This is a genomic window from Paraflavitalea speifideaquila, from assembly GCF_032395985.1.
Classification (GTDB): Bacteria; Bacteroidota; Bacteroidia; order Chitinophagales; family Chitinophagaceae; genus Paraflavitalea; species Paraflavitalea speifideaquila.
The window spans coordinates 1,844,351-1,863,494 of the sequence record NZ_CP135920.1; the positions used below are offsets into that span (position 1 = coordinate 1,844,351).

Below are 19,144 nucleotides of genomic sequence, written 5' to 3' on the forward strand. Positions count from 1 at the left end.
AACAAACCCGTGGAAGAAGATGATCCTGCCATTACCGCCCGCAACCTCGAAACCATACAACATATTACTGTGCCTTATGACAAGGCCGTGCTCTCCCTCGACTTCATTGCCCTGGATTATTCCGGCGCCCATAAAATAAAATATGCCTGGTTACTCCAGGGGTGGGATAAAACCTGGAACTATGTGAAAGACAGCAGAACTGCCAATTATTCCCGCCTGCAGGAAGGTACCTTCCAGTTCCTGGTAAAAGCTTCCAATCCCGATGGAAGCTGGGGCACCGAAGCCCGGTTATTACAGGTTACCGTTTTGCCGCCCTGGTTCAGAACCTGGTGGGCCTATATATTATATGCTTGCATCCTGTTTAGCGGCATCTATGCCTATATCCGATACACCCGCCGCCAGGAAAGATTACGCTACGAGATCAGGCTGGCCCATCTTGAAAATGAAAAGGACAAAGAACTGATGGAGAAAAAGCTGTCCTTCTTTACCAATATATCCCACGAATTCCGTACCCCACTATCCCTCATCATCAATCCCATCCGGGAAAAACTGAACCAGCAAACCGATGTGGCACTCTCCGTAGCTTACCGTAATGCCCGACGCTTGTTGAGTTTGGTAGATCAGCTATTGCTTTTCCGCAAAGCCGATAGTGGCAATGATATCCTTAAAATATCCCACTTAAATATCATTGATCTCTGCAACGAGGTATACCAGTGTTTCGTGCAACAGGCCCAGGCCAGGAATATACAATACCAGTTTACCACTGCCGGTCAGGAAATAATGCTATATGCAGATTATGAGAAGATCGAAATAGCCCTCTTCAACCTGCTTTCCAACGCCTTTAAGTTTACCCCCGATGGTGGTACCATCACTTTTAAGGTGAGCCAAACTGCCACCCATATAGTCATTGCCATACAAGATACCGGTTGCGGTATTCCCGAAACGGACACCGCCAATATTTTTGAGAAGTTTCAACAGGCTCCTGCTGCCGGTACCCAAAAACAGGATTTGGTATTGGCCTCTATCTGGTGAAACACTTTATTACCAGCCATCAGGGTAGAGTGGAGGTGAGCAGTAAATTGCAGCAAGGTGCCGTCTTTACCATCTACCTCCAAAAAGGAATGACACACCTGCCCATAAATGCCATCAATACAGCCGGCAATACCGATCACCGCCTATTGCAGGAACTCGCCGGCGAAACCGCCACACCCGTGGCCAGCCAGGTAGCGGCGCCTGCCGAAGGAAGAACCGCCGAAGAAATGATCACAGAAAAGAAAACCGTATTGGTGGTCGACGATAATGCCGAGATCAGAGATTACCTGCAACATATATTTAAAGACAAATACCATGTGTATACAGCAGATAACGGCCTCGCTGGTCTCGAACAGGCCAACAAGCGCCTGCCCGATCTCATTATCAGCGATATCAATATGGATGGCCTGGATGGCCTGGAGCTATGCCGCAAAGTAAAACAATCCGATCTCCTGGGCCATATCCCCGTTATTTTATTAACCGCTGCTTCATCGGCCGATACCAAATTAAAGGGTATTGAAGGCGGGGCCGATGATTATATTACCAAACCTTTCGATAGCCAATTGCTCCTGGCCCGGGTAGAAACCATTGTAAAGAACCGCAACCTGTTGCAACGGTATTTCCTCGACAGCATCACCTTACAGGAATCTTCCATCAAAGTACCCACCGAGTACCGTGAATTCCTGCGCCATTGTTTTAAAGTGGTGGAACAAAACCTGGATACAGAAGATTTTACCATCCAGAAATTCTGCAAGGCCATGGGGTTAAGCCGGTCAACCCTGTACCTCAAAGTAAAACATATCTCTGGCCAGTCCCTCAATGCTTTCATCCGCAGCGTCAGGTTGCGCCGGGCGGCCGTGCTCATGATCCGCGAAAACATGAATGTCAACCAGGCTGCCTTCCAGGTCGGTATCGGTGATACCAGGTACTTCCGCGAGCAATTTGTAAAGCTATTTGGTATGACCCCTTCCGATTACATTAAGAAATACCGCCAATCTTTCAACAACGACTTGAACATCCTGCGCGAAGAAGAGGGCTTTTAACCTCTTAGGGTGGGTCGCTCTCCAAGAGCGGCTCACCCTGGTCTGGAGTGACAGTTTACCTGGTTTACACGATAACTTATTTATTTACAAGGCCGTATTAACTATCCAGAAAGAGCAAGATCATACAATTTACCCCCTCATTTTATCAGTTGGCCCACCCAGCGGCCCCACTTCACACCGTTACCTTAGTGTTTCGGGCCGTCCCGCCATGCCAAAAAGCGAACACCCGGCCAGATTGCGAAACGATTGTAAAAACTAAACACCGCTTGTAAATATGAGACGATTCCTGCCAATGGGTATACCCCTGAAATTGCTATGCTGTAGCTTATTCACTTTCCTCAGCCTTTCCCTCATAGCCCAACAACCTGTTTCAGGTACCGTCCGGTCGGGCGATGCACCTGTAGCCGGTGTTACCGTAACAATAAAAGGCACCCAAACCGCCACCCTCACCAATGAACAGGGTAAGTTCACCATCAATGCGACAACCGATGCCACCCTGGTTTTCTCCCACGTCAATTACACCTCCAAAGAAGCGCTTGTAGCAGGCGTCGGCGCCCTGGATATCCAGCTCGACCTGCTAAGCAATAGCCTGGGCGAAGTGGTGATCGTGGGGTACAACGCTCAGAAAAAGCCACCCTTACTGGTTCCATTTCCGTGGTAAAAGGGGCCGATATGGTTAAAAGTCCCCAGCCCAATCTATCCAACTCACTGGCCGGCCGTTTTTCGGGCATTGTGATCAATAACCGCAGTGGCGAACCGGGTTATGATGGCTCTTCCTTTACCATTCGCGGATTGGCTACCACCGGCAACAACGATGTGCTCATCGTAGTAGATGGCGTGCCCGGTCAGGTAGGCGGATTAGAAAGATTAAATCCCAACGATATCGAAAGCATCTCCGTATTGAAAGATGCCTCCGCCGCCATTTACGGAAGCCGCGCTGCCAATGGCGTCATCCTCGTTACCACCAAGCGCGGTAAAACAGGCAAACCCGTCATCAATGCCAGTTTCAACCAGGGATTTGCATCTCCCACCAGGTTACCCAATATGGCCGATGCTGCTACCTATGCCGCCATTAGCAATGAAGTGGCTTACTACAACAACAAGTCAGGTGGCCTAAACCAGCAGTACTCCCAGGACGAGATCGCCAAATTTGCCAACGGCAGCGATCCCATCAATTATCCCAATACCGACTGGACCAAAGAAACATTGAAGAAAACTGCTTTACAAAACCAGGCCAATATTTCTATTTCAGGCGGCTCCGAAAATGTGCGCTACTACGTAGGCGCTGGTATGCTCTACCAGGATGGTTTATACAAGAGCGGCGCTACCAAATACAAACAATACAGTTTCCGTTCTAATATCGATGCCAACATCACCAAAGACTTTAAAGTCAGCCTCTACCTGTCAGGTCGGGAAGAGAACCGCCAGTATCCTATAGCCGGCGCCGGCGATATCTTCCGTTCTATTTACCGCGCCTATTCCACCATACCTGCCCGCTATCCCAATGCATTACCCTCTTCCGGTATCGAAGGCAATAACCCCATCATGATGGCTACCGGCATTGAGGCATCAATAAAAACCCTACCCAGGTTTTTAATGGTATCCTGAAAGGCAGTTACAATATTGCGGCGGTGAAAGGACTGTCCGTGGATGGTTTTGCGGCTTTTGACCGTTCCTGGTCATTCAGTAAAGCATTTGCTACCCCCTACGTATTATACACCTATAAAAAGAGTACCAATGTTTACGAACCTCGTATTGTAGGGGGCAACAATAATGCTGCTTCTATCAACCAATCACAACAAACCCTTTCCCAATCCACCTATAATATCAAACTCAATTACCAAACTGGTTGGGCCAGTCATCACCTCAATGCCTTTGCCGGATACGAGCAAAGCCAGATCAAACGTGAGAATTTTGCCGCTTCCCGTATCAACTTCCTAAGTACCCTCACCCCCGAATTGTCACAAGGCGGCTCAGCTGCAACCGACCGCGACAACAGCGGCAGCAGTTACAGCTTTACCCGCAAAAGCTATTTCGGAAAGATCGCCTACGACTTCGATGAAAAATACCTGGCCGAAGTGCAAATGCGTATCGATGGCTCTTCTACCTTTCCCAAAGGCAACCAATACGGGTTTTTCCCTTCTGCCTCCCTGGGTTGGAGAATATCCAAAGAGCCTTTTATGAACTTCCTGACCTTTATCAATGACCTCAAATTAAGAGCTTCTTATGGCGCACTGGGTAATGACAACGTCGGCCTGTTCCAATACTTTACCAACTATAGCCTAAAGAACCAATTTGTAGTGAATTCCGGCAGCGGACCGGTCATTGTGCCAGGCCTGGACCTAACCAAATTAAAGAACCTCAATATTCACTGGGAAGATGCCCGTAAATTGGATATAGGTATTGAAGCCACCTTCCTGGATAATTTTAATCTTGAGTTCATTTATTTCCGGCAGAAACGTTCCAATATCCTGGCCACCCGCAATGCTTCCATTCCATTTATTTCAGGTATTGTAAACCCCTTCCAGGCCGATCCCCTGGTGCCATCTGAGAACATTGGTAAAGTAGACAACAATGGGTTTGAAGCTACCCTGGGTTATTCTAAACGAAAGGGTAAACTGCGTTATACCATCACCGGTAATTTTACCTATGCCAAAAGCAATATCGTGTTTATCGACGAAGCGCCCGGCGTATTAAGCCATCAAAGGCAAACCGGCCATCCCCTCAACACCTATCTGTTGTACAATGCCATTGGCATTTACCGCACCCAGGAAGAGATCGATAAAACACCCCATCTGAGTGCTGCACAGCCGGGCGACCTCATCTACCAGGATTACAATGGCGATGGAAAGATCACTGCCGACGATCAGGTAAGAAGCAGGTACGGCAATATTCCCCTCATTTCTTATGGTACCGTTCTGTCAGTAGAGTATGAGAATTTCGACCTGTCCGCTGTATTCGCTGGTCAGACAAAAGTGAGCCAGTATGTATTGCCCGAATCAGGTACCGTAGGTAATTTTTACAGTAGTTGGGCCGATAACCGTTGGACCCCTTCCAATACCAATGGAACCTATCCGCGTGTAGATACCCGTACCTCTTCTTCCATCAATGGTGGCTTATACAACAATACCTTTTGGCTCAACGATGCGTCCTTCCTGCGCTTAAAGAGCATCGAATTAGGATATAATGTAGCAGGCAGGGCTTTATCGGCCGTACGCCTGCAAGCCGCCAGGATCTATGTAAATGCCTTTAACCTGTTTACCATTACCAAAGTAAAAGACTATGACCCCGAGGGCAATAGTGGCAGCGGCCAGTTCTATCCCCAGCAAAGGATCATCAACGTGGGCGTAAATGTCAGGTTCTAACCTTAAAACAAAGAATGATGCAAATCAACAATAAACTTAAATATGCAATGGGTGTGGCCGCATTGACCACCCTGCTGGTTTCCTGTAAGAAAGATTTCCTCGACATACAGCCTACAGATAAAATTGCCGAAGGGGTGGTACTGACAGACTCGGTGGTGTTTGAGGCATTTGTAGTGAACCGGTATATTGGCGCCCGTTTGCAGGACAAAGAAGGCGATGGTACCGATCCCGGTTTCGGCAGGGGATTCGAGTACAGTATGTGGAGTTCTGTTACCGATGAGTCAATCTACAACAACGACGACAATACCTGGTTGATCCAGCGGGGGCTGCTCGCGCCGGAAAACCTGGGTATGGCCGGCACCATCTGGCCACGCAGCTACCGCAGTATCCGCGAGTGCAACTTTGCCTTGAATGGCCTCACAGCCATCACCATGAGCCAGGAGCGCAAGAACAGGCTCAAAGGAGAACTGCAATTCATCAGGGCTTTCCGCTATCATGACCTCATTCGCAACTACGGTGGCGTAGTACTGATGGGCGATAAGGTACTGAACCTGGAAGATAATTTACAGGACGAGTCCCTGTTTAAAAGAGCTACCCTCAAAGAAAGCATTGATTATGCAGTAGCGCAACTGGATGAAGCCGCCGCCTCATTACCCGTCAATAATGATGGCAACTGGCTACTGGGCCGTGCTACCAAAGGCGCTGCTTTAGCACTCAAAGCAAGGTTATTGCTGTACGCTGCCAGTCCCCTCTATGCTACCGGTACCTGGGCTGCGGCAGCCACCGCAGCACAAGCCGTGATCGCTTTGAACAAATACAATATTTACCAGGACGGTTACGGTAAATTGTTCCAAACCACCGATAACAACAACGAGATCATCTTTGCCCGCCTCTACACCAAAAATGCCAATCATACCCACCTCGAAATTGCCAATGGTCCCAATGGTTATGGTGGCTGGGGAGGCAACCTGCCCATGCAAAACCTGGTAGATGATTACCGCATGATGGATGGTACCACCATTACAGAACCCGGCACCAGCTATGATCCCACCCATCCCTACGATAACCGCGACCCCCGCTTTTATGCCACCGTACTGTACAATGGCGCTACCTACCGCGGGGCGACCATTGAAACGTTTACGCCTGGTGGTAAAGACAGCAAGGATGGTCCGGAGAACTGGAACACTTCCAAAACAGGTTATTACCTCAGGAAGTTCATGAACGATGCCTATCCATTACAAAATCCCTGGGGCAATGCAGGATTCCAACCATGGATCTATTTCCGCTATGCAGAAGTATTGCTCAATTATGCCGAAGCGGCCAACGAAGCCTATGGGCCGGATGTACTGCCTGCCGGTGCTACTTTCACCGCCAGAGCAGCGGTGAACCAGGTAAGGGCGCGCATGGGTGTCAACATGCCTGCCATTGCAGCAGGGATTTCACAAACACAGTTGCGCGACCTGGTACGGTCCGAACGAAGAGTAGAACTGGCATTTGAGGAACACCGTTACTATGATGTACGCCGCTGGAAAATTGCCGATATCACAGAGAATAAACCCGCAGGCGGTATGCTCATCGGTAAGTCAGGCAGCAATTTTACCTATACACCCAAGGTGGCCCTCGATGGCCGCAAGTTCCTGACCCAGCATTACTGGCTACCCATACCCCGTGCCGAAATACAGGCCTCGGCCAACAAGATCAAACAAAACGACAATTATTGATCAAGTCATTTAGTAAAGTAACGTTTGTCAGGTGCCTGTCGACCTTCAACCTTGTAGAAGTTGGGCCACCCTGCCGCGCTGCTTTGCCGGGTTGCAGGGTGACTCACCTTTGGTCTAAAGGAGCTTGTCGAAACCGCCTTCAGGGTGCGTCGCCCTTCCAGGATATCCAGCACTCGCTCGCCGCTGGCGAGTGAGGCTATTTTGTAGCCTCCGGCTACAAACCCGGGTAGTAGTTTAAAAGGACCTTGTTGATGGGTATTTCTTTCCATCTTCCGGACTTCCGGACTTTCGGACTTTCGGACCCTTCCCGGGCGGCTCACCCAACTAACCGCGTTCCCTTTCAATCATTAAACCTTCATCAAAAAACGCTTGCTATGAAAAAGTTACTAAGTTACCTGCTTCTCCTGTTGGCGCTAACTGCCTGCAGGAAAAATCTGAAAGAAACAACCGGCATCAATGATGATGCCACATCCGCAGTCCAGGCATCCGTTTCACTCCTGGCTACTTCGGCCGACCTGAAAGGCGTGAACTGGGCCGACCCCGATGATAATTTTGAAGATGGCTGGGTGGTCATCAGTGGCTTATCGTCCACCGACAACTATGCCACCACCAAATCAAAAGCCGGTAACATCATCAATGCTTTCCAGCAAATAGGCGCCAATACCATCCGTATGCCCGTGAATCCACCCACCGTGCTCCAAGCCTGGTGGAATGCCTATACAGGCGCCATCGATACCGCTGTCAACAAGGGCATGAATGTGATCCTGGCCTATTGGGAAGGCAGCAGTTCAAGAGATGGCATCATTGATAATACAACCCAGTTTTGGAGCATGTGGCAGACCATCGTGAACAAGTATGCCGGAAACAGCCACGTATTCTTTGAGCCCTTCAACGAACCACATGGTTATAGTGCCACCGACCTGAAGAATATCTATGCTACCTGGCTCACCAATTATCCATCCGTGCCGCAGGACCGCATACTGCTGGATGGAGCAGGGTATGCCCAGGATGTAAATGTAGTGGGGTCCGATACCCGTTTTACCAATTGCTTGTTGTCCTGCCACAATTACACCTGGTTCGATAACAACAAAACAACCACCGGCGATTGGGAAGCCGCTATTCAGTCCATTGCTTATCCTGCCCGTACCGTGGTGACCGAATTTGGTATTCCCATGACCAATGGGAAGAATTACCTCGGTGCGCCGGGTACCGACCGTGAGGTCGCTTATTTCCAGGGCATGACCAATGGTATATTGGCCCGCTCCATGGGTTGCGTATACTGGCCTGGCCTGCGCGATGGCGACGGCTATAGCTTATTGACCCTTAGTGGAACCACCTTAACCACCAACAATGCATCCGGTTTATCGCGCCTGCAATATGCCTGGGGTAATAACAGCATCACCCAGCCGGGCGCTGGCTTCAACAGCTCCGTATGGTATAAGCTGGTTTGCCGGCAAAGCAATAAGAGCCTGGATGTAAACGGATCATCCACCACCAATGGTGGCACCATTATCCAATGGGATTATTGGGGAGGTAATAACCAGCAATGGAAGATCACCAACCTGGGCAATGGCTACTTCAGCATCATCAACCGCAATAGCAACAAAGCCCTCGATGTAAATGGTAGTTCTACTGCCGGTGGTACCGGTATTGTGCAATGGGATTATTGGGGAGGTAATAACCAGCAATGGAAAATTATAGATATAGGATTTGGATACTTTGAGATCATCAACCGCAACAGCGGTTTATCACTCGATGTTAATGGAGCTTCCAATACCAATGGGGCCGGCATTATTCAATGGCCCTATAGCGGAGGCCGCAACCAGCAATGGCAGATAGCGCAACTATAATGGCATGTCGTTTACGTTAGTTGTCACCCTGGCCTTGTCACCCTGATCCTGTCGAAGCGTTGTCTTTGGGTGGGTTGCCCTCTAAGCGCGGCTAACCCTACAGGAAGTAGGAGCACAAACCGAAATCACATTTAAGTAAACGACATGGGATCGTAAACAAGGAAACAATGATTCAATTGAACGCAAAGCAATTCGTACCAGCAGTTTGTTTATTGTACAGTCAAATGGTAGCAGCACAGTCTGCTACCATTGCCTTGACCATTGATGCCAATACCACCTTTCAAACCATCGACAACTTTGGTGCTTCCGATGCCTGGGCCTGCCAATTTGTAGGCAATTGGCCCGATGCTAAAAAGAATGCCATCGCCGATTGGTTGTTTAGCCTCGATACCATGTCCAATGGCAATCCCAAAGGCATTGGCCTTTCCCTATGGCGTTTTAACCTGGGTGCAGGTAGCAGCCAGCAAGCCAATGCCAGCGGTATTAAAGATGAATGGCGCAGGGCCGGATCTTTTCTGGAAACAGATGGCAGTTACAATTGGAATAGACAGGCAGGGGAGCAATGGTTTTTAACGGCTGCCAGGCAACGGGGCGTTAATAATTTCCTGGCTTTTTACAACAGCCCGCCTGTACAATTCACTAAAAATAAGCAGGCCTTTGCTGCAGTGAAGGGCCAATCCAATATCGATAGTACCCAATATACTGCCTGGGCCGCCTATACCGTAAAAGCCCTGGCAGCCATCCAGCAAAAACATGCCATCCGTTTTAATTACATCAGCCCCATTAATGAACCCCAATGGGATTGGAGCGATGGCGGGCAGGAAGGCTGCCCGTTTACCAACCAACAGATCAGTGGAGCAGTGAAGGCATTGTCCCGCCAATTACAACAACACAAACTGCCCACCAAAATACTGCTAGGCGAAGCAGGAAATATCAAATACCTGTTGAAGGAGGATGATAAACCGGGCAAGGGCAACCAGGTGAATGATTTTTGGCAGCGGGCATCACCCAATTATGTTGGCAACTTAGTCCCATTGGCCAAAGTAATAGCCGGCCACAGTTACTTTAGTACCGCCCCTTACCAACAATCAGTAACCCTGAGGAAGGAACTGGCCACACGGGTGGCTGCTGTGAACGGACTTACTTTCTGGCAAACGGAGTATTGTATACTGGGCGATAATGAAGGAGAGATCAGCGGTAATAAACGCGATACCGGCATGCAATCGGCCTTATACCTGGCCCGCACCCTGCATACCGATCTGGCCATAGCCAATGCAGCAGCCTGGCAATGGTGGTTGGCCATCTCTCCCTACGATTACAAAGATGGATTGATCTATATCGACAAGAGTAAAACCGATGGGAATTACTATGATAGCAAAATGCTATGGGCCTTAGGCAACTACAGCCGCTTCATAAGACCGGGTATGCAACGCGTGGCCGCATCCTTTCCCGCCACAACCACCGATTGTTTTGTTTCCGCCTACCGCGATAGTAAGTTACACAAACTGGTAGCTGTGATCGTGAATACCGGCAAAGCAACCTATTCCTTAAACATCCAGCTACCGGCAGGTAAAAGAACAAAACACCTTACACAAATGACGTCCTATACCACCGGCGTATCCAGCCGCCTGGCCAGGCAACAGGTTACTGGTTCCCTGGACATTCAACCCGAAAGCATTGTTACACTGGTAATTCCCTACCAATAAACCAATGCCGGCTGTCCTTTACTTATTAGCAACATTATTCATAAAAAGACCCTTTATCATGGTTAGATGTATTGTATGGATGATCGCCTTATTGATTATCCGGCAGGGAGCAATAGCACAAGCAGCCCATAGTTTTAGTTATGGCGAAGAGGCGTTTTTATTGGACGGCAAACCCTTCCAGATGATTTCCGGCGAGATCCATTATCCCCGTGTACCACGCGAAGCCTGGCGGCAACGGATGAAAATGGCCAAAGCCATGGGCCTTAATACCATTGGCACCTATGTGTTCTGGAATGTGCATGAGCCTCAAAAGGCGTGTATGATTTTTCAGGCAACAATGATATTGCCGCTTTTGTAAAAATTGCCCAGGAAGAAGGTCTATGGGTCATCCTGCGACCCAGTCCTTACGTTTGTGCTGAATGGGAGTTTGGCGGTTATCCTTATTGGCTCCAGAATAGGAAAGGCTTGCAGGTAAGAAGTACCGAACCACAATACCTGGCTGCGTATAAAAATTACATTCACCAGGTGGGTAAACAATTATCCCCCTACCTCGTAACCCATGGCGGCAATATTATACTGGTACAGATCGAAAACGAATATGGCTCCTATGATTCCAATAAGGAATACTTAGCCATTAATCAAAAGCTATTTGTAGAGGCTGGTTTTGATTGCCTTCTCTATACCTGCGATCCTGCACGCGATGTAGTCAAAGGATACCTGCCCGGTTTTTGCCAGCAGTGAATGGATTGGATAAGCCCGGGCAGATAAAACAACTCGTGCGCCAATACAACAATGGCAAAGGGCCTTTTATGTGGCAGAGTGGTACCCCGCCTGGTTCGATTGGTGGGGCGTACAACACCATACCGTTCCGGCGGAATATTATGCCGGCAAGTTAGACACCCTGCTGGCCGGCGGCATCTCTGTGAATATGTACATGTTTCATGGTGGTACTACAAGAGGGTTCATGAATGGCGCCAACTGTTACGATACCGGTTTTTATGAACCCCAGACCAGCAGTTATGATTATGATGCCCCGCTGGATGAAGCGGGCAATGCCACCCCTAAGTTTATGCAGTTCAGGAATATCATTCAAAAGCACCTGCCTGCCGGACAATCCTTGCCCGAAATACCAGTGCCTAAACCAACCATTGTTTTGCCAGCCATTACTTTCCAAAGAACAACAGATATCTTTTCTGTATTACCTGCACCAAAGTCATCCCTTCAACCACTCACTTTTGAAGCGCTCAATCAACCCTATGGTTTTGTATTGTACCGTACTATACAACCGGGTGGTAAAAAGGAACCCTTACCATCAAAGAATTGCGCGATTATGGCATCGTCTTGATCAATGGAAAAAGAGTCGGCGTATTGGACAGACGCTTGAAGCAGGACAGCCTGCTGGTAGAGTTACCAACGGGTAACGTAACCATCGACATCCTGGTAGAAAACATGGGACGCATCAACTTTGGCCCCAATTTATTAAAGAATGAAAAAGGCATTACCAATCGCGTCACATTTAACGGACAGGAACTCCACAATTGGCAAATGTATTCCTTGCCCTTTGACCATATTGGTAATATCTCCTTCAACAAACCTTACCAATCAAAACAAGCGCCCATACTGAAAAAGGCAGTATTTGAATTAACTAAAACAGGGGATACCTATCTCGATATGCGCCTGTGGGGCAAGGGCGCCGTATGGGTCAATGGCCATCACCTGGGCCGTTACTGGGCCATTGGTCCCCAGCAAACCATCTATGTGCCGGCTGAATGGCTCCGGAAAGGGAAGAATGAAATCGTAGTACTGGAATTACTGACTACCGGTCAAAACAGTTTGCAAAGCCTGCATAAGCCAGTCCTCGATGTGCTGGCAGAAAAGAAGTAGCCCCGCTGACGAATACACAAGTAACAGACCGGCCTGTCGAAGGGTGGGTCGGCCCTCTAAGGACGGCTCACCCTGGGCTAAAGAAGCGCTGCACTCGCTCGCCATCCCGCCGTATGGCGGGAAGAGTCTATTTCCTGGCCTCCGGCTAGGGACCCAGGCATTCGTCTAAAGTAGCTTGTCGAAAGGCTGACGAAAACGACTAAAAGTTTTTTCTTTCCAACTTCCCGACTTCCCGACTTTCGGACTTTCTGACTTTCGGACTCTAAAGTAGCTTGTCGAAAAGCTGACGAAAACGACTAAAAGTTTTTCTTTCCGACTTCCGGACTTTCGGACTCTAAAGTAGCTTGTCGAAAGGCTGACGAAAACGACTAAAAGTTTTTTCTTTCCGACTTCCGGACTTTCTGACTTCCGGACTTTCGGACTCTAAAGTAGCTTGTCGAAAGGCTGACGAAAACGACTAAAAGTTTTTTCTTTCCAACTTCCCGACTTCCGGACTTTCGGACTCTAAAGTAGCCTGTCAAAGGATGATCAAAGCTTTTTCGCATCCTCGTTTCCTCCTAGCCTCGCCTTAATGCCTCTTCAGATCTCAATCTTATACTTCTTCCCCGGCGCCATCTCCCAGTCCATTTTCCTTTTTACCAGCCAGAGTTCTTTAATATCATTCATGGGCAACAGGAACTGCTTATAGAACTCATTATCACTGATGGCTACATAATTGGCATCGTCTTTAAAGGCCAGCCGCTTCAAAATAATATCCGATTCCAGTACAATGATGTACGCATAAAATTGTGCTATTTGTAACCAGCCCTCCTGTTCAATGCGCTCACATATCAAATGATAACCTTCCTTGAATACTGGTTCCATACTGTCTCCCTTCACTTCAAACACCCGGTATTTTTCGCCCCGGTAAGGAAACCCCGGCAACACAAACTTTTGCAGGTGATGCAGGAAAAGCTGACTGCCGTATGACTTGGCGTAACCAGCCTGAGCGGCAATGGGCACATAAATAATCCCATCATTTTCATAGTCTTCTTCCATCTTCCGTTTCCGCCGCAATGCCTGGTGATTGACCGGTCCTTCCAATAGCGCGTCTAAACCTTCATATCGGGGATTGTTTAATTCATATATTAGTTCATATATGGATATGTTCAATAGACTTTCCAATTGCTTTACCACTTCTTTTTAAACTTGGGAAACTCACCCGCCTCCATCTTTTGGTACTGCCTTAGCGAATAGGTTTGCCCCAGGGCTATACCTAATTTGTCGGCTACCTCCGTTTGTGTCCATCCTTTCGATTCCCGGGCCTCAATGATCCGCTCAACAGCTTGGGCAATGGCATCCGTGTGCGGCCCGGGAGGCAGCGTCGCCGCTCTGAAATGCTGCAGGCCCATGATCTCTTCCAGCCGCAGACCGAAATACGATTCAATCTTTAGCACATCCTCTTCCCGGGGATTCAGGTCTTTCTGTTCCCATTTTCTAAGTCGTTCAGCATCAATACCAATCAGGTCGGCCAGCTTCTGCGCCGATAAATTAATACCATCTCTAAGCCTTTTTATCTCTTTACCAAATGCCATGAGGTTGAATTAACAGGGGATAATGTGAATAACAAATTTCCTAAAAATATTAGCAATTGTTCCAAATAGTTCCTATATTTGTTGGGCAATGTTCCTAAAACAAAGATACCTCAACACCATGAAATTTAACCGTACCAAACCAAAACTGCTTTCCTCTGAAACCCTAAACCGATCCATTCCTTTCCGGCAAGCGCCATCGGGCGCCTGGTACCTGCCCGTCAGCGTACCGGGGAATTTAGCGCCTTTAAATGCTTGCCCATGGTCCTGATCATGATCCTTTGTGCCGGCATCGTCCTCGGCCTGTTGATCAGCAACCTGATCGACCAGTATTATCGAGCTAAGAGTTAAGAAACTATCCGCTTATCCACACAGGACCTTCGTTCCGTGTAGGTAGTTTGAATAGTTGTTTTAGTAGTTTGTCTGTGCTTAAATGCAGGACGTCCGTTGCGGACAAATCCCTGCACTTTATCCTATGGGGATTTGCCTTCTCAGGCAACCGGCCGCTCATGCGGCCGGTTTTTTGCGTACCTGTTGTAAAGCTTTGGGTATACAATTGGCGATCAAGTGCCTAGGGTAGTTGAATATTAAATGCTTTGCTGGTAGGCGGCATACATTGTCTGTCATCACAGGTCATGTATTCTACCGTTCCCGTAATATTGGTTTTAACATTCCCCTTCACTTTCACCACCTGCACAAAATTGACCTCCTCACTGTAGTATTTTACATCTACACCAAAGAGCTTTTCGTAAACCGTCTTCATAGCGCCTACCTCTTTTACCTTGCCTTCCATCGTTAGGGAAGGATTTTTCTTAAACGTGATCTTCGTAGGTACAGGGCCGCCATCGGGAGTCGTTTGAGAGTAAAGGTGCCAGGGTTTGGCAAAAACGGCACTGATGATCACTTCATACGTGTTGGCTGCTTTCTTTTTGGCGACAAAGGTCCATTTAACTGGGTCAGACAGTTGTGCCTTTACCACCATGGTAAAGGCCAGCAATACAGCAAATAGAACAATACCTTTTTCATGATTGGTGTGGGGGTTACGATAAGACACACAAACTTTCCTAAAGTACAATGTACAAATGTTATGGTAACTTAAAAAAGTAAAGATATCCTGCAGACCCGGGTTATTGTTTACCCATGCACCTGGATAAATAACGAGGCCCCTCCCTCGTATTACCGGGAAAGGGGCCTGGTGCAACAGCAGCTTGTCCAAGGGCCGTCGAGGTCTTGCTCGTTGCCTTTTGCCTCGATGCCTTGTTGCCTTCTAAAATATCCTAATAGAAGAACTGCTCCGATATGATCTTTCCGTCTTTTACCTCATACAGCATGATCTGGTTAATATGTATCCTGTCAAATCCCTGTACTGTAATATCTACCTCCCGTACTACCGCAAAATGATTACCCGCCACAATGGGTTTGCCCGTAAATAGCTTGTGTGCCGCTTCCACCCGTTTTACCCAGTCTTCCCCCTTTTTGCGAACTGCTGCCTTCCCTCGGCATTCTTAAAATAAGGCGAATGCGACGGGTCGATGCTTTTAACATTGTCAGCAAACAAAGTATCCTGGATCTCAAACCATTTTTCCTGCTGTGCCAGTATATCGAATTGTGCCGCCACTTCATGAATCGTATAGGCTTGTTTACGTGTATTGGGTTGCCCCTTGCCCGTAGTAATCAGGCTCGGCAAACTCTGCTGTATATATTGCGCCCATCCTTTGGTGCAGGCACTGTAACATTCATATTCCGGAACCAACCCCTGGTGCGTGAAACTAAGCTGCGTTTGATTGCCTTGTTGCGAGATGTCAAAAATGATGTTGTTGCCCGTCCACTCTTTTGTGTCGTCGGTAAAACTAAAATAGTTCTCCAGTACATACCATACCACTTTTTGATCTGGAATCACTTCTGTTAACTTCATCGTGCAACGATGAACGTCCAGGTATTGATACCGGAACTCATCATTGAGTTGGCCGGTATTGCCTTCAATATCTTCCGACCACCAGCCTCGTACATTCCTCACCGCATCAAATACTTCCCGGGGCGAATGGTTGGTTGTAAACGTAAGTGTGAAATCTTGATTTTGCATGACTTTACTTTTAGGTATGAATAACCTTGGTTAATGATGATTTGCAGACTGTAAAAGTATTGTCTGATTCTTGCATAGCCGGGGTGCATATTGGACTTTGTGATGGGTTGATTTGGACAGACCAATAACCTACCTTTTCCCAAAAATTAGCCATGAAACACCTTACCATTATTGTCCCCGACGGCCCCAGCAACCTAAGCAGCATCGTAGGAACCCATGAAATATTTATCCGGGCCAATGAATATTGGAAAGCAACACAAGGAGAGGAACTGTTCAAAATAGCATTAGCCGGCATCTCCAAACAGGTCACTTTCTCCGGCGGATCGTTCATAGCCAGGCCCGATACCAGCATGGAGGCTATTCACAAAACCGATCTCATCATTATCCCTTCTTTGAACCATGATTACCAGGTAACTACATTAGAAAACAAGATACTGGTGGAGTGGATAAGAAAGCAATACAAGGACGGCGCCGAAATTGCCAGTATTTGTGCCGGGGCTTTCATGCTGGCTTCTTCCGGCTTACTCGATGGAAAAACCTGCTCTACCCATTGGATCGTGGCCGATGCATTCAGAACCCTTTTTCCCCAGGTGCATCTGCAAACCGATAAATTGATCACCGATGAAAAAGGGATCTATACCAACGGAGGGGCTTTTCTTTTCTCAACCTGGTCATCTACCTCATAGGGAAATACTTCGACCGCCAAACCGCTATTTATTGTTCCAAAGTTTTTCAGATCGAATTGGACCGGCAAAGCCAGTCGCCATTTATCATCTTTGAAGGCCAGAAGTTGCATGGCGATGATATGGTGAAAAAGCACAAGCCTATATCGAGGGCAAACTGGATGAAAAGATCTCGGTAGAGCACCTGGCATCCAGGTTTGCCGTGGGCAGGCGCAATTTTGACCGGCGCTTTATTAAAGCTACTGGTAATACCCCGTTGAATATGCACAAAGAGTAAAAATAGAATCGGCCAAAAATCACTGGAAACAAGTCGTAAGTCTATCAATGAAGTGATGTACGAAGTGGGTTATTCCGATATGAAAGCCTTTAGGGAAGTATTCAGAAAAATTACAGGCGTGTCTCCATTGGCTTACCGCAGTAAATACAACAAGGAGGCTTTGGATTAAATCCAAAAATAAGAAGCCAAACAAGTAATCAGCCATTTCAACCGGTTGCGCAAGTTAAGTTTGCCGGTTCCAGGAGTAGGATTAAGCAGGTAAATTTGTTGCCATTGGGGTCACTGATCATCAGGGGCCTGCGGTTTTCAAATTTCGACATCTAAATAATAGTGATGAAATACCTGGTTTTTCTTCCTGCAGTCCTTTTCCTGCTCAAGAGTTCTTTTGCTCAGGAAACCAATCACCCCTTGCCTCAAAAGGTAACCAATACAACTGGTCAACAAGCGGCCCCCTGGGATCAGTTGAAGCAACCTGTTTATGTAAGCTTTGCTGCCAGCAGTACCCGTTTTGATAAGGATACACCACCACCCGTAGCTATGCGCAATCAGTGGGCCGTATCGGGTTGGAAGGGGGAAAAATTACATACCCAGGTGCTCGTATGGGTAACCCGGCCGGTGAGCAGGGTAAGCATAGAGAAAGTTGACCTGAAAGACAAACGGGGCAATACCATTAGTAAGCAAAACATTACTACCGGTTTTGTACAATACGTAATGACCGATGAATTTAAGAATGGTTGTGGCTACAGAAAGCCAGCCAATTTTGATTCTTCCCTCGTGGCCGATCTCATACAAACCGGTTTGCCGGCGGTTGATCTTACAGCACAATCCGTGCAACCGGTATGGGTAAGCATCAGCGTCCCGGCTACTGCTGCGGCGGGTTTGTATACCGGTACCATCACCGTGGTGGCCGATAAACGATACAACTTGCAGGTGTCATTGAACGTTATTAACAGAATATTACCTGCTCCCGCCCAATGGGCCTATCAGCTCGATCTTTGGCAGCATCCGGCTGCTATAGCGCGGATACACCAATTGCCATTATGGAGCGATGCCCATTTTACCCGCATGAAAGCATACTATACCATGCTGGCAGCCGCCGGACAGAAAAATATCACCGCCAGTATAGTCAACGAGCCCTGGGGGCATCAAACCTATGACGATTTTCCCTCCCTCATCAAATGGACAAAAAAGAAAGACGGCCAATGGAACTTTGATTACAGCCTGTTTGATAAGTATGTATCCTTTGTGATGGATTGCGGCATCAAAAACCGCATCAACTGTTATAGTATGGTTCCCTGGAAGATCGCCTTTACCTATTATGATGAAGCGACCGGTAAGGACACCGTTTTTACACAAGCAATCGGAACTCCGGCTTACAATGAGTTTTGGACCGTCATGTTAAAGGATTTTACCCGTCATTTGAAGCAAAAGAATTGGTTTGCTATTACTGCCATTGCAATGGATGAACGTCCCCTGGATGCAATGAAATCAGTAATTGCTTTATTAAAGACCATCGATAAAGACTGGAAGATCGCCCTGGCGGGTAATTACCATGGCGAAATAGAGCAGGATATTACCGATTATTGCATTGCTTTCAAGCAGGAGTTTCCGGCTCCTGTGTTGGCAAGGCGCCAAAGCGAAGGAAAAATAAGTACCTGGTATACCTGTTGCGTTGAAAACTATCCCAATGGTTTTACCTTCTCTCCGCCCGATGAGCATGTGTGGATGGGCTGGTATACTGCTGCTTCCAACATGGATGGGTACCTGCGTTGGGCCTTCAATAGCTGGACCAAGGAGCCATTGAAAGACAGCCGCTTTACAGCCTGGCCTGGCGGCGATACCTACCAGGTATATCCCGGTCCGTTCAGCTCTATTCGATTCGAGAAGCTGATAGAAGGCATACAGGACCATGAAAAATTCAACTACTAA

17 protein-coding genes and 2 pseudogenes are annotated in these 19,144 nt (G+C 47.8%); 14 read left to right on the top strand and 5 right to left on the bottom strand.

All coding sequences use genetic code 11. From position 1 onward, the window contains the following. Positions 1-9 precede the first annotated feature (9 nt). The 6 genes from RS881_RS12815 (at position 10) to RS881_RS12840 (ending at position 7,161) form a co-directional block, all read left to right on the top strand. On the top strand, positions 10-1,032 hold the full coding sequence (locus tag RS881_RS12815; protein WP_315821436.1) for an ATP-binding protein: 1,023 nt from the start codon (positions 10-12) through the stop codon (positions 1,030-1,032). Continuing rightward, complete coding sequence (locus RS881_RS12820) at positions 1,029-2,075, top strand: response regulator transcription factor (protein ID WP_315821437.1); 1,047 nt, start codon at positions 1,029-1,031, stop codon at positions 2,073-2,075. Before RS881_RS12815 ends, RS881_RS12820 begins: the two co-directional genes overlap by 4 nt. Positions 2,076-2,349: 274 nt before the next feature. After that, positions 2,350-2,736, top strand: coding sequence for a carboxypeptidase-like regulatory domain-containing protein (locus RS881_RS12825; RefSeq protein WP_315821438.1), 387 nt, complete (start codon positions 2,350-2,352; stop codon positions 2,734-2,736). Between the two features lie 11 nt (positions 2,737-2,747). After that, complete coding sequence (locus RS881_RS12830; RefSeq protein WP_315821439.1) at positions 2,748-3,683, top strand: TonB-dependent receptor plug domain-containing protein; 936 nt, start codon at positions 2,748-2,750, stop codon at positions 3,681-3,683. 23 nt (positions 3,684-3,706) lie between these two features. Beyond that, entirely contained in the window at positions 3,707-5,440 is a 1,734-nt protein-coding gene (locus tag RS881_RS12835) for a SusC/RagA family TonB-linked outer membrane protein (protein WP_315821440.1), read from the top strand. A gap of 14 nt (positions 5,441-5,454) precedes the next feature. Further along, a complete protein-coding gene (locus RS881_RS12840) occupies positions 5,455-7,161 on the top strand; it encodes a RagB/SusD family nutrient uptake outer membrane protein (RefSeq protein WP_315821441.1) in 1,707 nt (568 codons plus the stop codon). Positions 7,162-7,166: 5 nt separating this feature from the next. On the opposite strand, the gene RS881_RS12845 is transcribed toward RS881_RS12840, so the two are convergent. Beyond that, positions 7,167-7,430, bottom strand: a complete 264-nt coding sequence (locus RS881_RS12845; RefSeq protein ID WP_315821442.1) for a hypothetical protein — start codon at positions 7,428-7,430, stop codon at positions 7,167-7,169. Positions 7,431-7,535: 105 nt separating this feature from the next. Between RS881_RS12845 and RS881_RS12850 the strand changes: the two genes are divergently transcribed. From RS881_RS12850 to RS881_RS12870, 5 genes and pseudogenes are all read left to right on the top strand, one after another. Continuing rightward, positions 7,536-9,011 carry an RICIN domain-containing protein gene (locus RS881_RS12850; RefSeq protein WP_315821443.1) on the top strand — a complete coding sequence of 492 codons (1,476 nt, stop codon included), beginning with the start codon at positions 7,536-7,538 and terminating at the stop codon, positions 9,009-9,011. Positions 9,012-9,178: 167 nt separating this feature from the next. Beyond that, positions 9,179-10,717, top strand: coding sequence for a glycoside hydrolase (locus tag RS881_RS12855; protein WP_315821444.1), 1,539 nt, complete (start codon positions 9,179-9,181; stop codon positions 10,715-10,717). Positions 10,718-10,898: 181 nt separating this feature from the next. Continuing rightward, positions 10,899-11,458 (top strand): annotated as a pseudogene (locus RS881_RS12860) (beta-galactosidase). A gap of 70 nt (positions 11,459-11,528) precedes the next feature. Beyond that, entirely contained in the window at positions 11,529-12,062 is a 534-nt protein-coding gene (locus RS881_RS12865; RefSeq protein ID WP_315821445.1) for a beta-galactosidase, read from the top strand. Next, positions 12,038-12,601, top strand: coding sequence for a glycoside hydrolase family 35 protein (locus RS881_RS12870; RefSeq protein WP_315821446.1), 564 nt, complete (start codon positions 12,038-12,040; stop codon positions 12,599-12,601). Before RS881_RS12865 ends, RS881_RS12870 begins: the two co-directional genes overlap by 25 nt. Positions 12,602-13,180: 579 nt before the next feature. Here the strand turns inward: RS881_RS12870 and RS881_RS12875 are convergent. The 4 genes and pseudogenes from RS881_RS12875 to RS881_RS12895 all read right to left on the bottom strand — a co-directional run bounded on the left by RS881_RS12875 (position 13,181) and on the right by RS881_RS12895 (position 16,255). After that, entirely contained in the window at positions 13,181-13,777 is a 597-nt protein-coding gene (locus RS881_RS12875) for a S24 family peptidase (RefSeq protein ID WP_315821447.1), read from the bottom strand. Then, on the bottom strand, positions 13,771-14,175 hold the full coding sequence (locus tag RS881_RS12880; RefSeq protein WP_315821448.1) for a helix-turn-helix domain-containing protein: 405 nt from the start codon (positions 14,173-14,175) through the stop codon (positions 13,771-13,773). Before RS881_RS12880 ends, RS881_RS12875 begins: the two co-directional genes overlap by 7 nt. Positions 14,176-14,743: 568 nt before the next feature. Beyond that, positions 14,744-15,226: a protein-disulfide reductase DsbD domain-containing protein gene (locus RS881_RS12885; protein WP_315821449.1), complete on the bottom strand. Its 483-nt coding sequence runs from the start codon at positions 15,224-15,226 to the stop codon at positions 14,744-14,746. 223 nt (positions 15,227-15,449) lie between these two features. Then, positions 15,450-16,255 (bottom strand): annotated as a pseudogene (locus tag RS881_RS12895) (SnoaL-like domain-containing protein). A gap of 152 nt (positions 16,256-16,407) precedes the next feature. On the opposite strand from RS881_RS12895, the gene RS881_RS12900 reads away from it, so the two are divergent. From RS881_RS12900 to RS881_RS12910, 3 genes are all read left to right on the top strand, one after another. Then, positions 16,408-16,941, top strand: a complete 534-nt coding sequence (locus RS881_RS12900) for a DJ-1/PfpI family protein (RefSeq protein WP_315821452.1) — start codon at positions 16,408-16,410, stop codon at positions 16,939-16,941. Between the two features lie 329 nt (positions 16,942-17,270). Then, positions 17,271-17,384 (top strand): hypothetical protein, encoded by a 114-nt coding sequence (locus tag RS881_RS12905; protein ID WP_350340214.1) that lies wholly within the window; start codon positions 17,271-17,273, stop codon positions 17,382-17,384. Between the two features lie 164 nt (positions 17,385-17,548). Continuing rightward, on the top strand, positions 17,549-19,144 hold the full coding sequence (locus tag RS881_RS12910; RefSeq protein WP_315821453.1) for a DUF4091 domain-containing protein: 1,596 nt from the start codon (positions 17,549-17,551) through the stop codon (positions 19,142-19,144).

What these genes read in the sequence shown, in the direction of transcription:
- RS881_RS12840 (WP_315821441.1), top strand. Translation starts at nt 5,455, where the DNA reads ATGATGCAAATCAACAATAAACTTAAATATGCAATGGGTGTGGCCGCA.
- RS881_RS12825 (WP_315821438.1), top strand. Translation starts at nt 2,350, where the DNA reads ATGAGACGATTCCTGCCAATGGGTATACCCCTGAAATTGCTATGCTGT.
- RS881_RS12850 (WP_315821443.1), top strand. Translation starts at nt 7,536, where the DNA reads ATGAAAAAGTTACTAAGTTACCTGCTTCTCCTGTTGGCGCTAACTGCC.
- RS881_RS12880 (WP_315821448.1), bottom strand. Translation starts at nt 14,175, where the DNA reads ATGGCATTTGGTAAAGAGATAAAAAGGCTTAGAGATGGTATTAATTTA.
- RS881_RS12900 (WP_315821452.1), top strand. Translation starts at nt 16,408, where the DNA reads ATGAAACACCTTACCATTATTGTCCCCGACGGCCCCAGCAACCTAAGC.
- RS881_RS12845 (WP_315821442.1), bottom strand. Translation starts at nt 7,430, where the DNA reads ATGGAAAGAAATACCCATCAACAAGGTCCTTTTAAACTACTACCCGGG.
- RS881_RS12855 (WP_315821444.1), top strand. Translation starts at nt 9,179, where the DNA reads ATGATTCAATTGAACGCAAAGCAATTCGTACCAGCAGTTTGTTTATTG.
- RS881_RS12830 (WP_315821439.1), top strand. Translation starts at nt 2,748, where the DNA reads ATGGTTAAAAGTCCCCAGCCCAATCTATCCAACTCACTGGCCGGCCGT.
- RS881_RS12910 (WP_315821453.1), top strand. Translation starts at nt 17,549, where the DNA reads ATGAAATACCTGGTTTTTCTTCCTGCAGTCCTTTTCCTGCTCAAGAGT.
- RS881_RS12905 (WP_350340214.1), top strand. Translation starts at nt 17,271, where the DNA reads ATGTACGAAGTGGGTTATTCCGATATGAAAGCCTTTAGGGAAGTATTC.